This is a genomic window from Nesterenkonia alkaliphila (assembly GCF_009758175.1).
GTDB lineage: Bacteria > Actinomycetota > Actinomycetes > Actinomycetales > Micrococcaceae > Nesterenkonia > Nesterenkonia alkaliphila.
Genome location: NZ_WRPM01000101.1, coordinates 34,702 through 51,069, shown reverse-complemented (window position 1 = coordinate 51,069; position 16,368 = coordinate 34,702). Strand labels below are relative to the sequence as shown.

16 protein-coding genes, 1 tRNA gene and 1 other RNA gene are annotated in these 16,368 nt (G+C 66.2%); 10 read left to right on the top strand and 8 right to left on the bottom strand.

Features of this window, described 5'->3' with window-relative positions; genetic code table 11:
* Positions 1-101: 101 nt before the first annotated feature.
* Together GNZ21_RS14570 and GNZ21_RS14565 are read right to left on the bottom strand one after the other, a co-directional pair.
* Positions 102-554 (bottom strand): reverse transcriptase-like protein, encoded by a 453-nt coding sequence (locus GNZ21_RS14570; protein WP_308805444.1) that lies wholly within the window; start codon positions 552-554, stop codon positions 102-104.
* Positions 555-565: 11 nt separating this feature from the next.
* Positions 566-1,408, bottom strand: a complete 843-nt coding sequence (locus tag GNZ21_RS14565) for a Nif3-like dinuclear metal center hexameric protein (RefSeq protein WP_157325597.1) — start codon at positions 1,406-1,408, stop codon at positions 566-568.
* A gap of 71 nt (positions 1,409-1,479) precedes the next feature.
* On the opposite strand from GNZ21_RS14565, the gene msrA reads away from it, so the two are divergent.
* Genes msrA through epsC form a run of 3 tightly spaced genes read left to right on the top strand, consistent with a single transcriptional unit; the run spans position 1,480 to position 3,583 of the window.
* The gene (gene msrA, locus GNZ21_RS14560; RefSeq protein WP_157325588.1) at positions 1,480-2,013 is read left to right on the top strand and encodes a peptide-methionine (S)-S-oxide reductase MsrA; all 534 of its coding nucleotides are present in this window, start codon (positions 1,480-1,482) and stop codon (positions 2,011-2,013) included.
* A 50-nt stretch (positions 2,014-2,063) separates the two neighbouring features.
* Positions 2,064-2,996 carry a cysteine synthase A gene (gene cysK, locus GNZ21_RS14555; protein WP_157325586.1) on the top strand — a complete coding sequence of 311 codons (933 nt, stop codon included), beginning with the start codon at positions 2,064-2,066 and terminating at the stop codon, positions 2,994-2,996.
* Positions 2,993-3,583 carry a serine O-acetyltransferase EpsC gene (gene epsC, locus GNZ21_RS14550; RefSeq protein ID WP_157325584.1) on the top strand — a complete coding sequence of 197 codons (591 nt, stop codon included), beginning with the start codon at positions 2,993-2,995 and terminating at the stop codon, positions 3,581-3,583. The genes cysK and epsC overlap by 4 nt, the downstream gene beginning before the upstream one ends.
* Here the strand turns inward: epsC and GNZ21_RS14545 are convergent.
* Positions 3,576-4,337 carry a YaaA family protein gene (locus GNZ21_RS14545; protein ID WP_157325582.1) on the bottom strand — a complete coding sequence of 254 codons (762 nt, stop codon included), beginning with the start codon at positions 4,335-4,337 and terminating at the stop codon, positions 3,576-3,578. The two genes, epsC and GNZ21_RS14545, sit on opposite strands and share 8 nt — an antisense overlap.
* Before the next feature lie 46 nt (positions 4,338-4,383).
* Here GNZ21_RS14545 and rnpB point away from each other — a divergent pair.
* From rnpB to ettA, 6 genes are all read left to right on the top strand, one after another.
* An RNA gene (gene rnpB, locus GNZ21_RS14540) (RNase P RNA component class A) lies at positions 4,384-4,723 on the top strand.
* A 75-nt stretch (positions 4,724-4,798) separates the two neighbouring features.
* Positions 4,799-6,241 (top strand): glyceraldehyde-3-phosphate dehydrogenase, encoded by a 1,443-nt coding sequence (locus GNZ21_RS14535; protein WP_157325580.1) that lies wholly within the window; start codon positions 4,799-4,801, stop codon positions 6,239-6,241.
* Between the two features lie 25 nt (positions 6,242-6,266).
* Positions 6,267-7,802 (top strand): polyprenol phosphomannose-dependent alpha 1,6 mannosyltransferase MptB, encoded by a 1,536-nt coding sequence (gene mptB, locus GNZ21_RS14530; protein WP_157325578.1) that lies wholly within the window; start codon positions 6,267-6,269, stop codon positions 7,800-7,802.
* Positions 7,799-9,274: a DUF2079 domain-containing protein gene (locus GNZ21_RS14525; RefSeq protein WP_229659366.1), complete on the top strand. Its 1,476-nt coding sequence runs from the start codon at positions 7,799-7,801 to the stop codon at positions 9,272-9,274. Before mptB ends, GNZ21_RS14525 begins: the two co-directional genes overlap by 4 nt.
* An 11-nt stretch (positions 9,275-9,285) precedes the next feature.
* Positions 9,286-10,278, top strand: coding sequence for an acyltransferase family protein (locus tag GNZ21_RS14520; RefSeq protein WP_157325576.1), 993 nt, complete (start codon positions 9,286-9,288; stop codon positions 10,276-10,278).
* 11 nt (positions 10,279-10,289) lie between these two features.
* Positions 10,290-11,972: an energy-dependent translational throttle protein EttA gene (gene ettA / locus GNZ21_RS14515; RefSeq protein ID WP_157325574.1), complete on the top strand. Its 1,683-nt coding sequence runs from the start codon at positions 10,290-10,292 to the stop codon at positions 11,970-11,972.
* Between the two features lie 8 nt (positions 11,973-11,980).
* Here ettA and GNZ21_RS14510 read toward each other — a convergent pair whose 3' ends face one another.
* Both GNZ21_RS14510 and GNZ21_RS14505 read right to left on the bottom strand, forming a co-directional pair.
* Entirely contained in the window at positions 11,981-12,481 is a 501-nt protein-coding gene (locus GNZ21_RS14510; RefSeq protein WP_157325572.1) for a single-stranded DNA-binding protein, read from the bottom strand.
* 179 nt (positions 12,482-12,660) lie between these two features.
* A complete protein-coding gene (locus tag GNZ21_RS14505; RefSeq protein WP_157325570.1) occupies positions 12,661-13,302 on the bottom strand; it encodes a hypothetical protein in 642 nt (213 codons plus the stop codon).
* 17 nt (positions 13,303-13,319) lie between these two features.
* On the opposite strand from GNZ21_RS14505, the gene GNZ21_RS14500 reads away from it, so the two are divergent.
* The gene (locus GNZ21_RS14500; RefSeq protein WP_157325568.1) at positions 13,320-14,360 is read left to right on the top strand and encodes an acyl-CoA thioesterase; all 1,041 of its coding nucleotides are present in this window, start codon (positions 13,320-13,322) and stop codon (positions 14,358-14,360) included.
* Here the strand turns inward: GNZ21_RS14500 and GNZ21_RS14495 are convergent.
* From GNZ21_RS14495 to GNZ21_RS14485, 3 genes are all read right to left on the bottom strand, one after another.
* Positions 14,348-15,607 (bottom strand): glycosyltransferase, encoded by a 1,260-nt coding sequence (locus GNZ21_RS14495; protein WP_157325566.1) that lies wholly within the window; start codon positions 15,605-15,607, stop codon positions 14,348-14,350. The genes GNZ21_RS14500 and GNZ21_RS14495 overlap by 13 nt on opposite strands.
* 1 nt (position 15,608) lies before the next feature.
* Positions 15,609-15,681 (bottom strand) — tRNA-Arg (locus GNZ21_RS14490).
* A gap of 38 nt (positions 15,682-15,719) precedes the next feature.
* Positions 15,720-16,145, bottom strand: coding sequence for a globin (locus GNZ21_RS14485; protein WP_188503461.1), 426 nt, complete (start codon positions 16,143-16,145; stop codon positions 15,720-15,722).
* Positions 16,146-16,368 lie beyond the last annotated feature (223 nt).

Here is a 16,368-nt window from a genome sequence, read left to right as displayed (position 1 = left end):
CGAGAGGCCAGCGGGGTTTCCCCGCGGCCGGGACCAGCACTGATAAGCCTGTTACCTTCCACACCCGCTGGTCCGAGGACCGCACCGAGACCGAGGTCTGATCAGCCGGGCTGGATGGCGCTGGCGGCCGGATTCCAGTCGGAGCCGGCCGCCGAGGCGTCCATGGCCTCATTGCTGAGCATGTCGGCGTCGCCGTTCTCGGCCCGCGGGATCCAGGTATAGGTGACCTGCATGGGGGAGAGGATCTGGCTGGCCTCGGCAGCCAGGCGCTTCATATCTTCATGCTTGATCTTCCAGCGCCCGCTCATCTGCTCCACCACCAGCTTGGAGTCCATCTTCACCTCCACATAGGCGTCCGGGTTGATCTGCCGGGCGAGCTTGAGCCCCTCGATGAGTCCGGTGTACTCGGCCACGTTATTGCTGGCACGCATCCCCAGCGGGACGGCTATAGCGGCCAGAATAGTCCCCTGCGGGTTGCGCACCAGGGCACCGGCCCCGGCGATTCCGGGGTTGCCGCGGGAGCCCCCGTCGGCCTCAATAATCAGATCAGTCACGTGCAGCAACCTTACCCGGGCGTGAGCACAAAGTCCCAAGGGTCGGTATTGATCCCGGAGACCGCGATCTCCACCTCGAAGCCGGCATAGCCGAGCCGGCGGTCCAAGGCCTGGGCCGCCGCTGGCAGCCACAGCCATTCGCTGGCGAAGTGGGAGACATCGATCAGATAGGGCCGTGCCCCGCGCACCGCCTCCCGCGCCTCCGAGGCCGGGTGGTGGCGCAGATCCGCGGTGATATAGACATCAGCCTCCGCCTCCCGAGCTGCGGCCAGCAGCGAATCCCCGGCCCCTCCGCAGAGTGCTACGCGTTGGATGATGGCGTCGCGGTCCCCGGCCACCCGCACTCCACCGGCCACCGCAGGCAGAGTGCCGAAGACCGTGGCGGCGAACTCGCCCAGGGTGGTCCCGGCGGGCAGGCTGCCGATGCGGCCCAGGCCCTCCTCCGGCAGCGCATCCTGAACCGGCTTCAGCGGCTGCGCATCCACCAGACCCAGAATCTCGCCCAGCACATCATTGACTCCGCCCACGGCAGAGTCCCCATTGGTGTGCGCGGTCAGCAGGGCACAGCCGGACTCGATAAGCCGGTGCACCGCCGCCCCCTTGAAGGTGCCGGCCTCCACCGAGTTCACCGCGCGCAGCAGCAGCGGGTGGTGGGTGATCAGCAGATCCGCCCCGGCACTGCAGGCCTCCTCCACCACTGCGGAGACCGGGTCCACCGCGAAATGGATCTTGCTCACCTGGGCCTCCCGGCGCCCGGTCACCAGGCCCACCGCGTCCCAGTCTTCAGCCAGTTGGGCCGGCCACAGGTCCTCGACCACATCGAGAACCTCCTGCAGAGTCGGAGTCTGAACCATGCTGCTCAATCTATCGGCACAGACTGCAGCCCACCAGGAATGAACCGCGCAGACGCTGAGTTTGCACCGGTATGACTGAACGCACTGTGGTGCTGGGCGCCGGATGCTTCTGGTGCCTGGACTCCATCGCCCGCCGGCTGCGCGGGGTCAGCAGAGTCCGCTCCGTCTATACCGGCGGCACCGGAGAAGCCCACTACCGGGCAGTCTGCAGTGGCACCACTGGCCATGCCGAGGCAGTGGAGATCACCTATGACCCCGATGAGCTGCCCACCAGCGTGCTCTACGAGATCTTCTTCTCCACCCATGACCCCACCAGCCTCAACCAGCAGGGCTACGATGTGGGCACCCAGTACCGCTCGGCGATGTTCTACACCTCCGAGGCGCAGAAGCAGGAGTTCCAGGCAGCCATCGACACTGCCCAACCCCACTTCAACCAGCCCATCGTCACCTCCCTGGAACCCCTGGGCCAGGTGTTCGAGGCGGAGCCGGAACATCAGGACTTCCACACCCGCCGCCCCGAGGTGGGCTACTGCCAGTTCGTCATCGACCCCAAAATCGCAGCACTGCGGGCCGGCTGGGCTGAGTGGATGAGCCCGCACCGATAGTCTTTAGCTGAATATGCACACTGCTCCCGTCCACTGAAAGGACTGCAACAATGCCCCTGCTCAACAACATCACCGAGGCCATCGGCAACACTCCGCTGGTTAAGCTCAATAAGCTCGACGCCGACCTGCCCGGCAATGTGGCGGTGAAGCTGGAGTTCTACTCCCCGGCCTCCAGTGTGAAGGACCGGATCGGTGCGGCCATCATCGATGCCGCTGAGGCAGCCGGGGTGCTCAAGCCCGGCGGCACCATTGTGGAGGGCACCTCCGGCAACACCGGCATCGCCCTGGCCATGGTGGGGGCGGCCCGCGGCTACCGGGTGGTGCTCACCATGCCTGAGACTATGTCCACTGAGCGCCGGGTGATGCTGCGGGCCTATGGGGCCGAGATCGTGCTGACCTCCGGTGCTGAGGGCATGCGCGGAGCGGTGGAGAAGGCCAAGCAGATCGTGGAGGAGACCGAGAACGCCATCTGGGCGCGGCAGTTCGCCAATGAGGCCAACCCCACCGTGCACTACAACACCACCGGTGAGGAGATCTGGCGCGACACTGACGGAGCCGTGGACGTGCTGGTCTCCGGCATCGGCACCGGCGGCACCATCACCGGAGCCGGGCGGAAGCTGCGCGAGCACAATCCCGATCTGCACCTGGTGGCGGTGGAGCCTGAGGACTCCCCGATCCTCTCCGGCGGGGCGGCCGGCCCGCACAAGATCCAGGGCATCGGCCCCAACTTTGTGCCCGAGGTGCTGGACACCGAGCTCTACAACGAGGTGGTCCAGGCCAATCTGGAGGAGGCCATCACCACTGCACGCCGCCTCGGCACGGAGGAGGGCATCCTCGGCGGCATCTCCACCGGCGCCATGGTGGCCTCCGCGCTGAAGGTCGCCGCACGCGAGGAGATGCAGGACAAGCTGATCGTCACCATCGCCGCTGACTTCGGTGAGCGCTACATCTCCACTCTGCTGTACGAAGACATCCGCGGATGAGGAAGCTGATCAGGCGCCTGCGGGAGGACATCACCGCCGCCCGGGAGCATGACCCCGCTGCTCGTTCCAACGCCGAGATCGTACTGGCCTACTCCGGGCTGCACGCGATCTGGGCGCACCGAGTGGCACATAAGATGTGGCAGGTCACCCCCCTGAAGACGCCTGCCCGGGTGGTCTCCCAGGTGGCGCGCGGGCTCACCGGGATTGAGATCCACCCGGGGGCCACCATCGGCCGGCGCTTCTTCATCGACCACGGTATGGGGGTGGTCATCGGGGAGACCGCAGAGATCGGCGATGACTGCATGCTCTATCAGGGGGTGACCCTGGGCGGGACCTCCCTGGAACAGACCAAGCGGCACCCGACCCTGGGCAATGGGGTCACCGTGGGTGCCGGCGCCAAGGTGCTGGGCCCGGTGGAGATCGGTGAGCAGTCAGCCGTCGGGGCCAACGCAGTAGTGGTGAAGTCTGCTCCGGCGCATTCGGTGCTGATCGGGGTCCCGGCCAAGGACCGCAAGCGCCGCCAGGAGGAGCATAAGCCCCTGGTGGACCCAGCCCACTACGAGCTGGATCCGGCGCTGTTCATCTGATCAGGTCCAGCTGGTGCGGGGTTCTGCCCTCGGCGGGACGGACCTCCACAGTCCAGCGGTCAGCGGCGATATGGGCGATCTCCTCAACGGTCTCCGGCGCGGAGGTCGCCCGCAGCAGCATCCCGGCCAGCTCACCCCGGGCGGCCTTGGCGAAGTGGGTGACCACCTTCCGCACCCCGTTCAGCTCGGTGAAGCTGTTGACCTGCAGCCGGCGCGCAGGGTCTCCGGGGAAGGGCCTCTGATATGAGCCGGAGCGGCAGTCCACCAGCAGGCGGTCCGCCGCCAGCGCGCTCAGCGGCGCAGCCAGCTGCTTCTTCCAGAAGCTGCCCAGGTTCCCCACCCCGGGCAGGTTCACGTCCATGGCGCAGCGGTAGGCCGGGATGCGGTCGGTGAACCCGGTCACCCCGAACAGCCCGGAGAAGATCAGCACATGCTCGGCCGCCTGCTCCAACTGCTCAGCAGATAACGACGCCGCCCCCAGACCCTCATACAGCACCCCGGTATAGATCTGCCATGCCGGGGCCGCAGGGGCCTGAGCTACCTGGCGGTTGGCCGCTACCTCCTCTAACACCTTGGCACCGACTTTGAACACCTGCTGAGCATCCTCACGGCCCGAGGCCTCCACCAGTGACTGAAGCACCTGCTCCCTGGCCCCGGTCAGGTCAGGAAGGGTGAGCTCCTCCAGATCCAAGTGTGGGGCGGCGGCGTCGTCGGGGGCGGTTTTTCCCTCACTGGGCGGGAGCAGAATCAGCACCGGAATACCCTAGCAACCCGAAGCGCTGTACTCTCATCTAGAGGGACGGGCCGGCCAGACCATCGCGGCAGCATCGGCTGTCGAGGAAAGTCCGGGCTCCATAGGGCAGGATGGTGGGTAACGCCCACTCGGGGAAACCCGCAGGCCAGTGCCACAGAAAACAGACCGCCCGCAAGGGTAAGGGTGAAACGGTGGGGTAAGAGCCCACCAGCGCCGCAGGTGACTGCGGCGGCTCGGCAAACCCCATCCGGAGCAAGGTCGAGCAGAGCACGTTCGAGGGCTGCCCGCCCGAGTGCTCGGGTTGACCGCTTGAGGTCCGCGGCAACGCGGCACCCAGATGGATGATGGTCCAACGACAGAACCCGGCTTATCGGCCGGCCCGCCCCGCACCGCCGACCGGCTTGGATAGAGTAGGTCCGTAAGCAGACAAAGACGTCTCATCGAAAGGACCTTGAACCCGCATGTCCGAAGCCGCGAATAAGCACCTCAACGATTGGCTCGACCGCGAGGCGATGGCCGAGGCCATGATCCCGCTCATCGGGCGGCTCTACCGGGAGAACAACGTGGTCACCGGTATCTACGGCCGGCAGCTGGTCAACCAGTCAGCCATCGACATTCTCAAAGCACACCGATTCGCCCGACAGGTGGACGAGGTGGAGCTGCCCATCTCCGAGACCCTGCCCCTGGTGCAGGCGCTGACCAGTCTGGACCTCGGCGCTGCCAGTATCGACCTGGCTCGGCTGAACAATAAGTTCAAGGCCTCCGGCGGGGCAGCATTGGAGGACTTCCTGCGTGAAGAGCTTGCCGATGTGGTGGGCAAGCAGGGCCAGGGGCGCGCTGAGCCGCAGGATGTGGTGCTCTACGGCTTCGGCCGGATCGGCCGGCTGCTGGCCCGGATCATGGTGGGCCATGCCTCCTCCGCCACCGGCCTGCGGCTGCGGGCGATCGTGGTGCGCAGGGGCAAGGGCAACGATCTGGCCAAGCGGGCCTCGCTGCTGCGCCGGGACTCAGTGCACGGGCCTTTCGCCGGTTCCATCCGGGTGGATGAGCAGAACAGTGCCATCATCGCCAACGGCACCTACATCAAGGTCATCTACGCAAACTCCCCGGAGGAGGTGGACTACACCGCCCATGGCATCCAGGGAGCCGTAGTGGTGGACAACACCGGCATCTGGCGCGATGAGGAGGGGCTCGGCCAGCATCTGAGGTCCAAGGGTGCAGCCCGGGTGCTGCTGACCGCCCCGGGCAGGGGCGAGATCAAGAACATTGTCTACGGGGTCAATCACACCGGGATCGAGGAGACCGACACCCTGCTCTCAGCGGCAAGCTGCACCACCAACGCCATCACCCCGGTGGCCAAGCTGATGCACGAGAAGTACCGCATTGATCATGGCCACGTGGAGACCGTGCACTCCTACACCAACGACCAGAACCTCATCGACAACTTCCACAAGGGGGAGCGGCGAGGCCGCTCCGCGGCCCTGAACATGGTGCTCACCGAGACCGGCGCCGCCAAGGCGGTGGCCAAGGCGCTGCCCGAGCTGGCCGGCAAACTCTCCGGCAACGCCATCCGGGTGCCCACCCCCAATGTGTCGATGGCCATCCTCAACCTGGAGCTGGAGCGGGAGACCACCAAGGAGGAGCTCAACCGTTTCCTGCGCCGGGAGTCCCTGGAGGGCCCGCTGGCCCAGCAGGTGGACTACATCGACTCCGCCGAGGTGGTCTCCACCGACTTCGTCGGCTCCACTGCCGCCGGAGTGGTGGACGGGCTGGCCACCATCGTCAACGGCAAGCAGGCTATCCTCTACGTCTGGTACGACAACGAGTACGGCTACTCCGCCCAGGTGGTGCGTGTCCTTGAGCACATCGCACAGTCAGAACCGCCCAAGTTTCCCCGGGTATGACCCCTGCGGGTGATAGTTTCATGAGGTGCCGAGCCTGAGTTCCCCGCGAATCCTGCGCGCCTTCATCCAGGGGTTCGCAGGATCGCTTCTGGTGCTCTTCGGCTCCTTCGGGGTCGGTTGGCTGGCCAATGCCTCAGCCATCAACCGCTGGTCCTGGGTCATTCCACTGCGCACCGAACCCTGGGGTGTGAGCCTCTCCACTGTTGCGCTGACCCTGGGCTGCTGGGTGATGTTCCATGCCTGGCTGCTGCTGGGCCGTGCCTTGCGCGAGGCCGACCGCAAGGCCTGGCAGCCGGGCAGCCTGCGCATCGTGAACATCGCCACAGCAGTATGGTCGGTGCCGCACCTGCTCTGCGTGCCGATCTTCTCCCGGGACGTCTACGCATATGTGAACCAGGGGCGGCTGGTGCTGGCCGGCAGGGATCCCTACCAGGACGGGGTCTCGCAGCTGGACAACTGGTTCCACTTCGGCACCGATCCCATGTGGGCCCAGTCCGAGACTCCCTATGGGCCGATGTTCCTCTGGATCGAGGCAGCGGTCATGCAGATCACCAACCAACATGTGGACACCGCGGTGTTCCTGTTCCGGCTGGCCTGCGTTGCCGGGGTGGTGCTCCTGATGTACTACCTGCCCAAGCTCGCTTCAGCGTTAGGGGTCCACGGTGGTCGCGCCCAATGGCTGGCCAGCGCCAACCCGCTGTTCATCATCAGCTTCATCTCCAGCGCTCACAACGACGCCCTGATGATGGGCTTCGCCCTCGCCGGGATCTACTATGCGGTCACCGCGGACAAGCACTGGTCCAGGGGAGCCCTGGCCGCAGTGCTGGTGACAGTCTCAATCGGCATGAAGATCATCACCATGGTGCTGCTGCCGTTCATCGGGCTGCTCTGGGCCGCGCATCTCTACCAGCGATACCCGCAGCTGCACATCTGGGTGTGGCGGTTCATCTGCTGGGCGGCCACTGCCGGGATAGCCGGGATCATCCTGCTCCTGGTGGGTGCGGTCAACGGTTATGGTCTGCGCTGGGTCATGGTGCTGGCCGGCACCGGGGACACCGGAAAGTCCTTCTGGTCCCCGATGGGCATCCTCGATGATGCGTTGAGCAACACTCTGCATGCCTTCGGCCAGGACGCCTCCTGGACCCTTGACCTGCTGCGTGTGCTCGGCCGGGCTGCCAGTGTGCTGATCGTGCTGGGGCTGATGTTCTTCGGCAGGGACCGGCATATTCTGCAGCGGATGACCTGGGCGTTCACCGCCCTGGTGGTGCTCTCGCCGATCATCCACCCCTGGTACCTGCTGTGGCTGCTGCCGCTGTTCGCCGTGGTGGGGATCCGCAACGACTGGCAGACCAAATGGGTCATCTTCACCGTGGGGTTCTTCATCTGTTACGGCGCCCAGGACCAGCTGAGCGTCTGGGCGTTCTTGGATCTGGACCAGGAGATGCTGCAGCTGAGCCTGACCACCTCAGTGATCGCCATGGTGTTCATCGCCCTGCTGCCCAGCGTGCACTGGGTTTGGCGGCGCGGCTGGCTGGACCGAAGACAGGCAGCTGAGCCATGATCCCGTTGAAGCAGTGGTTGAGCCTGACCGCGGTGATGACCGGTGCAGCCGTGCTGTATCTGGCACATTCGCTGCTGCGGTTCCGGAATTTCGAGGCCCGGGGCTATGACCTGGGCATCTTCGACCAAGCAGTGCGCCAGTACTCGCAGTTCAACGCCCCTATCGTGCCGATCAAGGGTGAAGGCTTCCACCTGCTGGGCGATCACTTCCACCCGATCATCGCAGTGCTGGCGCCGCTGTACTGGATCTGGGACGACCCCAGGGTGCTGAACCTGGCCCTGATCCTGCTGCTGATCTCCGCTGCGGTACCGGTGTACCTGCTGGTGCGCGGCTGGTTCAGCCACCGGGCAGCACTACTGGCCGCGGCAGCCATACTGCTGTGGTGGCCCTTCCAGGCCTTCATCAACTGGGACTTCCACGAGATCGCCTTCGGCGTGCCGCTGATCGGCTGGGTGATCTGGACGATCGAACGACGCCGCCCCTGGACCGCAGTCATCCTGGCTTCACTGCTGCTGCTGGTCCGAGAAGACATGGGTGCCACCCTGCTCGCCGTTGCCGCAGTGTTGGCCCTGAAGCGGCACTGGGCCCAGGCAGCTGTGCTGGCAGTGACCGGGCTGGTGGGGCTCTGGCTGGCGGTCGGCGTCGTCATTCCCTACTTCTCCGCCGAGGGCGAGTTCGCCTACTGGGACTACACCGCACTGGGGGCCAGCGCCTCTGCTGCGGCGGTGTTCCTGCTCACCCAACCTTGGAACGCGCTGCCCATTCTGGTGGATCACCCGCTGAAGATTGCGCTGCTCACCGCCCACCTGGTGCCGCTGTGGCTGCTTCCGCTGCTCTCGCCCTATGCGCTGATCGCCGCCCCGCTGCTGCTCTCCCGGCTGTTCAACGACCGGCTGACCGTCTGGGGCCTGGTCTACCACTACGATGCGATCATCGCGGTGATCCTGCTGCTGGCCGCCTTCGACACGCTGCGCAGAATCCGCCGACTGCGGGGCAGCAGCAGGGGCGAGTACCGCCCGGCCAGCATCCTGCCGGCCGGGCTGATCCTGATCAGTCTTGCCGGCGGAGCGGTCCTGCAGTTCACTGCCGAACGGGAGCACCAGATCTTCCCGCTGCACTGGACCTACACCGGGCAGAACTGGCAGCCGGGGGAGCGCGCCGAGGCCCACCAGCGGGCCGTGGACCTGATCCCCGAAGGAGCCTGTGTGGAGGCGGCCGACACTGCCGCCCCGCACCTGACCCAGCACACCTACACCGGTCTGGCGGGGACTCTGGACGAGGACAGGGTCAACTGGCTGATCATCGATGCCACCCAAGATGAGCTGGGCGGAAATGACCCGCTGACCCCAGAGGAGGCTTTCGCCCGCGCCGAGCGGCTGGGCTTCGAGACGATCACAGCCGACGATGCCGGGCTGTGGGTGCTGCACCGTGACATACCCAATCATCCGGTCTGCACTGAGTATCAGGAGTAGTGTTGACCACCGTGAAATCTCAAGCCCCCCGGATGCAGTGGATGGACTTCCTGCGTGGCCTGGCAGTGCTGCTGGTGGTGGTTCTGCACGCCAACACCGGGCATATCGCCGGAGCCAGCGTGGATTGGTGGACCGATGTGAACCGGCACCTGACCCCGTTCCGGATGCCGCTGCTGATGTTCATGTCCGGGATGCTGCTGCACCGTTCGCTGGCCAAGCCGCTGCCGATCTACGTATGGGGCAAGGTCGCCGCCATCGCCTGGCCGCTGGTGCTCTGGCTGTTCCTCTACGGGTTCTTCATCCGCAGCGGGATCGGAGTGCCCGATGACCTGGTGGACTACCTGGCCACCGGAGACTATCTGTGGTTCCTGATGAGTCTGCTGCTCTGCTATGCCGCAGCGATGGCTTTCAAACCGCTGGCCAGCCGGTTCCCGGTAGGCCACAGCTGGGGGTACCTGGCGCTGTTCCTGGCCATGATCGGCACCTATGTCAGCACCGGGGCCGTGCACGGCGGGCTCATCGGCTCCACCTTCTGGTACGGGGCCTTCTTCTTCCTGGGAGCCTGGGCCACCCATATGGTGAGCCGCTGGGTCAAGGTCCACTGGGCGGTGGTGGTGCCACTGCTGCTGCTCACAGCACTCCTGGCCAATATGGGGGCAGACGACCGCAGTCTGCGCGTGGGTACCCCGGCTGCTGCGGGAATCTCCGTGCTCGGTATCGCGGTGATCCTCTGGCTGGCCCCCCGGCTGCCCCGCGGGAGGCTGGTCCGGTGCGTGGAATGGTGCGGGCGCAGCTCGATTGTGGTCTATGTGGCTCACTTCCCGATTATCATCCTGCTGCGCGATCATCTGTTCAATCACCTTGATATTGCCGATGGGCCCCGGGTGCTGCTGATGACCATCACCAGCCTGGGCCTGACCGTGCTGCTGGTGGGCCTGCGGCCGTGGACGCCGTTCCTCTACGTGATGCCCGGACACCAAAGAGTGGCGATGAAGCTGCGCTAGGCTAGGGGATCATGGCTGAGTTTATTTACCAAATGCACCAAGCCCGCAAAAAAGTGGGCGACAAGGTCATCCTCGATGACGTGAGCATGTCCTTCTTCCCCGGGGCCAAGATTGGCGTGGTGGGCCCCAACGGCGCCGGAAAGTCCACCATCCTGAAGATCATGGCCGGGATGGATGAGCCCTCCAACGGTGAGGCGCGGCTCTCGCCGGGCTATTCGGTAGGAATCCTCCAACAGGAGCCGCCGCTGAACGAGGAGAAGACTGTGCTGGGCAACGTCCAGGAAGGTGTGGGGGAGATCTACTCCAAGCTGGTCCGGTACAACGAGATCAGCGATGAGATGGCCAGCCCTGACGCCGACTTCGAGGCGCTTATGGAGGAGATGGGCAAACTCCAAGAAGCCATCGACGCGGCCAATGCCTGGGATCTGGACTCTCAGCTGGAGCAAGCCATGGACGCCCTGCGGTGCCCGCCCGGCGATGAGCCGGTCACTCACCTCTCCGGCGGTGAGCGCCGCCGAGTGGCGCTGTGCAAACTTCTGCTCTCCAAGCCGGACCTGCTGCTGCTGGACGAGCCCACCAACCACCTCGACGCCGAGTCGGTGCTCTGGCTCGAGCAGCACCTGGCGTCCTATGAGGGTGCGGTGCTCGCCGTGACCCACGACCGGTACTTCCTGGACCATGTGGCCGAATGGATCTGTGAGGTGGACCGCGGCCGGCTCTACCCCTATGAGGGCAACTACTCCACCTACCTGGAGAAGAAGCGCTCCCGGCTGGAGATCCAGGGCAAGAAGGACGCCAAGATGGCCAAGCGGCTCTCCGAGGAGCTGGAGTGGGTGCGCTCGAATGCCAAGGGCCGCCAGACCAAGTCCAAGGCGCGTCTGGCCCGTTACGAGGAGATGGCCGCCGAAGCCGAGCGCACCAAGAAGCTGGACCTGGAGGAGATCCAGATTCCGCCGGGCCCGCGCCTGGGAACCCAGGTGATCGAGGCGGAGAACCTGCAGAAGAGCTTCGGCGAGCGCACACTCATCGACGGGCTCTCCTTCTCCCTGCCGCGCAACGGCATCGTAGGTGTGATCGGCCCCAACGGTGTGGGCAAATCCACCCTGTTCAAGACCATCGTGGGGATGGAGGAGCTCGACGGCGGAGACCTGACCATCGGCGAATCCGTGAAGATCTCCTATGTGGACCAGAACCGCTCCAATATCGATCCCGAGAAGAGCCTCTGGGAAGTCGTCTCAGACGGGTTGGACTTCATCCATGTCGGTGCTGTGGAGATGTCCTCCCGTGCCTATGTCTCGGCCTTCGGGTTCAAGGGCCCGGACCAGCAGAAGAAGGCCGGAGTCCTCTCCGGCGGTGAGCGCAACCGGCTCAACCTGGCCCTGACCCTGAAACAGGGCGGCAACCTGCTGCTGCTCGATGAGCCCACTAACGACCTCGATGTGGAAACCCTCGGCTCCCTGGAGAACGCGCTGCTGGAGTTCCCCGGCTGTGCCGTGGTCATCTCACACGACCGCTGGTTCCTGGACCGGGTGGCCACCCATGTGCTCGCTTGGGAGGGCACCGAGGACAACCCCGCCAACTGGTACTGGTTCGAGGGTAACTTCGAGTCATACCAGAAGAACAAGGTGGAGCGACTCGGCCCCGACGCAGCCCGCCCGAGCCGAGTCACCCACCGCCGCCTGACCCGCGGCTGACCGCGGGTCTATGCGCCCTGCTGGGCAAGTGCCGGCTCCTTGCTCCAGGGTGGGGCAGCTGACTGGTCCTGAACCGGCGGGCTGATCTCGCCGGTGTCTGCGTCTACCGGTTCGCCCTCGTGCTGGGCCGGCTCGGCGGACGGGCCTTCCCGGTTGACCTTGGCAAAGCTGCTGCGGCCGTATTTGAGGTCATGGCCCACTGTCTGGGCGTTGATCTCCACTTCGGTGCCGGTGCTGCCCTCTTTGCCCTCCCAGGAACGAATCTTGGGCCGGCCGACTACTACTACGGGATCGCCCTTGCTGATGGACTCGGCCACATTATTGGCGAAGGCCCCGAATGCTGCCACCGAGTACCAGTTGGTCTCCCCGGAGGCCCATTCCCCGGTGGTGCTGTTGCGCCAACGCGGGGTGGAGGCCACCCGGAAGGTAGCAACCTCGGTCCCTGAGTTGGTCATCCGGATCTCGGGCTTATTGCCGGCATGGCCGCGGACGGTGATGGACTCAGACATCGCTGAGACCTCCTTGCTTCACGGCCTGCTGACTCAGTGAGGCGGGGGCGGGCCGTGAGCAGGCGCCTCCGACTCATGCTTCAGAGTCTGCGCTGGTGCCAGCACTGGCCGCGCAGCCGGCCGGCTCTCTGTGGAGGCCGCAGCGTGCCCGGCAGCACACGGGCGGGCCTGGGGAAAACTCAAACCACCCGGGTGAGGATGAATCCGCCTGCTGAGGTCAGGCGCAGCCACTTGCCGTTGGTGTGGACAGCTGTGGCGGCGTCGTCGTGATCCCTGATGAAGCCCAGGGAGAGAGCGCCGAAGGCAGCACCGGCGGGAATCCCGTGCACCAGGGGCCGGCTCCACACCGTCTCACGGACCTGTTCCACCACATGGGCCCCGGCAGTCTCCGGCACCGCCTCGGCCACCTCTGCGATCCCAGCCTCGGCAGCGGCCCGCAGCTGAGCATCCGGCACAGTCCCCACCGGCTGCCAGCCGGCGCGCGGCGGAGTCACCGCGGCCCAGGGCACATTGAGCCGGCTGGGCGGCAGGGAGAGCTGCACATCCACCGGATTCATCCGGGCCAGCCGTTCGCTGATCGAAGCCAGCTCCACGGTGACATCGGCGGTGGAGGGCTCGGCCAGGGCCATAGTGCGCAGACCCAGCACTGCCGGGATGCGTGAGGTCAGCGTGGAGGGGGTCATCACCGGCAGCCAGGCAGCCAGCACAGTACCCACCGCCTGGAGGCGGATGCCGTGCTCATTGATGCGGCGCCCCCGCTTGATGTAGGTGCTCAGGTCCTGCAGGGCGGCGGCTTCGGCGAAGTGCAGATGCTGGGTCATAGGATAGTCATTGTTTCATGCACCGCCCGAGACTGAAGGAGCTGGACGTGGCCGAACGCGAGTACCGAGTCCCGACCCCGGAGGAGGCGGTCAACCAGCTGGTGGGGATGCTGGACCTGGAGGCCCTGCCCGATGACGGCGGAGAGGACCGGTTCCTGGCTCCAGTGTTCGAGCAGGCGTTCTGGCGGGTCTTCGGCGGCCAGGTGCTGGCCCAGGCGGTCACCGCCGCGATGCGCACCGTGGATCCGGAGCGGGTGGTGCACTCGGTGCACGGCTACTTCCTGCGGCCCGGGGACTCTGCCAAGCCGATTGAGGTCAGGGTGGAGCGGCTGCGTGACGGGGGCTCCTTCTCTGCGCGCCGGTCTCATGCCATTCAGGACGGCAAGCCGATCCTCTCGATGATCACCAGCTTTCAAAAGCCCGCCGGCGGCCCGGAGCACTATGCACCCATGCCCCAGGGCATCCCCAGCCCGCAGGAGCTGCCCGCCCCGGAGGAGCTGGTGGGCCATGTCAAACACCCGGTGGTTCAGGAGTGGGGCCGCGGCAGGCCCTTCGAGATTCGGCACATCGACCGGCCCATCTACCTGGAGGCCGACCGCGATCGGCGCCCCACCTCCGCTGTATGGCTCAAGGCCCGCACCACGCTGCCCGATGACCCCAATATCCACCGGGCGGCCCTGCTCTACGCCTCCGACTACACGCTGCTGGAGCCGGTGCTGCGCCAGCACGGGCTGTACTGGGCCAAACCGGGCCTGAAGGTAGCCTCCCTGGACCACGCCATGTGGTGGCACCGGCACGCCCGGGCCGATGAGTGGCTGCTCTACGTCAAGGATTCCCCCTCCGCGCAGAACTCCCGCGGGCTGAGCCAGGGAGCCATCTACACCCAGGCGGGGGAGCTGGTGGCCACCACCGCCCAGGAGGGCATGGTCCGGCCTCCCCAGGGGTTCAAGCCGCTGCTGCAGGAAACGGTACAGAAACGGGCCATCTCCGCCGGGCGGAACCAGCGGGAGCTGAACCAGAAGTACCGCAGCGCCTGGCGTTCCCGCTACATGGACTGAGCCCGCCGGTAGGCCACCATGGCCTGGGCGGCCGTGGAGCGCCAGGAGTAGCGCTGGGCCAGCTCTGCTGCAGCGGCGCTGTGGGCCTTCCACCGCTCCCAGTCTCCGGCCAGCCGCAGCAGCGCATCGGCCCAGTCATCGGGGTCCAGAGAGTTGATCAGCAGCCCCGTGCTGCCGTGGTCCACCAGCTCTGCCAGCCCGCCGACATAATGCGCCAGCACCGGGGTGCCGCAGGCCTTGGCCTCTAGGGCCACTAGTCCAAAGGACTCACTGTAGGAGGGCACCAGCACCACATCCGAGCTGCGGAACAGCTCGGCCAGCTCCGGATGCGGTAGTGGTTTTCTGAGTACGACGACGTCCGCAATCTGCTCCTGCTCGGCAAGGCGAGAGATATCCACCGCATCTGGTCCGGACTGCCGGCCGGCCACAGTCAGCTCCACCGGCAGCTCGGGGCGCAGCCGGCGCAGCGCGCCCACGGCGGCCACGGCCACTTGGGGGCCCTTATGCGGCTGCAGGCGCCCGGCGAAGGTCAGCCGGAAGGGACGCCTACCGGGCGGTCTATGCCGCGGGTCCTGCTCCGCAGGGGGGTAGAAGGTGTCCAGGTCTGTGCCGGGCTGGACCATGGCGATCCGTTCCTCCGGGACGCTGAAGTGTCGCTGCAGGTCCGCGGCCTCCCGCCGGGTATTTGCAGTCAGTGCCGAGGCTGCCGCGGTGATCCGCTCCTCAGCCGGATGCCGCCGCGGGTCCTCCACTGCGGAAGGGTCCCGCTCCAGTTTGACCGCCCCGATGGTGTGCATAGTGTGCACCAGGGGAGTGGAGAGTTCCTGGGAGAGCTTCAGCCCGGCCAGCCCGGAGATCCAGTAGTGCGAGTGCACCAGATTCACCGGTGCCGCATCGGCCCGGCGCAGACTGGCGGCGGCCCGGTCGGCGAGGTCGTCCAGGCATTCGATGAGTCGGGACTTGTCCTGCTGACAACTCTGCCAGACTCGCAGGACATGGATCCGCAGCCCGGGGTGCAGGGTGCGGATGTAGTCGCCCTGCGACGCCGAGGCTGAGTCCGGGTTCTCGTACTGGCCGTCCAGGTCGGTGGTGATGATGTCCACCGTGGCGGTGCTGCGCCCGGCCAGGGCGTGGGAGAGGGCGTTGACGTAGACGTTGAGTCCGCCGGCGTCGCCGGTGCCGGCCTGGGCCAGGGGAGAGGTGTGCAGGCTGAGCATCACGATACGAAGAGATGGCTCACCTGTCATGTGCCCCAGGAGGGATTCGAACCCCCGACCGGCGGATTAGAAGGCCGCTGCTCTATCCCCTGAGCTACTGGGGCATGGGCCTCGAGAGGCCCAGCAGTACATCCTACCCGGATCAGCTGTTGACCATGGAGTGCGCGGCACGCTCCAGATAGTCCCAGAGCTCAGCCTCGTGCATTGGAGAGAGCTCCGCGGCCTGCACAGCCTTGCGCATATAGCGCAGCCAGGTGTCCCGGGCGGCGGCGTCGACCTGGAAGGGCAGATGCCGCATCCGCAGCCGCGGGTGTCCGCGCTCAGCCTGGTAACGCCGCGGGCCGCCCCAGTACTGCTCCAGGAACATCAGCAGCCGGCGTTTGGCCGGCTCCAGGTCCTGCTCCGGGTACATGGCACGGAACTGCTCATCGGCAGCCACCTGCTCGTAGAACACATCGACAATCGTCTGGAAGGTCTCACGACCGCCCACCTGGGCGTAGAAGCTGTTCGGGTCCACCGCCTCCGGATCCGCCTCCTGCGGCACCGGCCGGCCGTCCGGTCCCGGCATGAACCCCAGGTCAGCTGGGCGCGGCGGACCAGGCTGATGCGGCACCGCCGGGCCGTCGGCAGCGCCGGGACGGCCGCTCACCTGGGAGGGCGGCTTACCGGCAGGGCGCACGGTGGCGATCGGAGCACCCAGCCGGCGGGAGAACTCCGGAAGTTTGGGCTGTCCAGCTGCGGGGGCGTCGTCGTGATCTGTCATATCGGCTTCAGCATAGGATGGATGCTGC

Coding starts and splice junctions, on each gene's coding strand:
- GNZ21_RS14565 (WP_157325597.1), bottom strand. CDS start 1,408: ATGGTTCAGACTCCGACTCTGCAGGAGGTTCTCGATGTGGTCGAGGAC.
- msrA (WP_157325588.1), top strand. CDS start 1,480: ATGACTGAACGCACTGTGGTGCTGGGCGCCGGATGCTTCTGGTGCCTG.
- cysK (WP_157325586.1), top strand. CDS start 2,064: ATGCCCCTGCTCAACAACATCACCGAGGCCATCGGCAACACTCCGCTG.
- epsC (WP_157325584.1), top strand. CDS start 2,993: ATGAGGAAGCTGATCAGGCGCCTGCGGGAGGACATCACCGCCGCCCGG.
- GNZ21_RS14535 (WP_157325580.1), top strand. CDS start 4,799: ATGTCCGAAGCCGCGAATAAGCACCTCAACGATTGGCTCGACCGCGAG.
- GNZ21_RS14525 (WP_229659366.1), top strand. CDS start 7,799: ATGATCCCGTTGAAGCAGTGGTTGAGCCTGACCGCGGTGATGACCGGT.
- ettA (WP_157325574.1), top strand. CDS start 10,290: ATGGCTGAGTTTATTTACCAAATGCACCAAGCCCGCAAAAAAGTGGGC.
- GNZ21_RS14510 (WP_157325572.1), bottom strand. CDS start 12,481: ATGTCTGAGTCCATCACCGTCCGCGGCCATGCCGGCAATAAGCCCGAG.
- GNZ21_RS14505 (WP_157325570.1), bottom strand. CDS start 13,302: ATGACCCAGCATCTGCACTTCGCCGAAGCCGCCGCCCTGCAGGACCTG.
- GNZ21_RS14500 (WP_157325568.1), top strand. CDS start 13,320: ATGCACCGCCCGAGACTGAAGGAGCTGGACGTGGCCGAACGCGAGTAC.
- GNZ21_RS14495 (WP_157325566.1), bottom strand. CDS start 15,607: ATGACAGGTGAGCCATCTCTTCGTATCGTGATGCTCAGCCTGCACACC.
- GNZ21_RS14485 (WP_188503461.1), bottom strand. CDS start 16,145: ATGCCGGGACCGGACGGCCGGCCGGTGCCGCAGGAGGCGGATCCGGAG.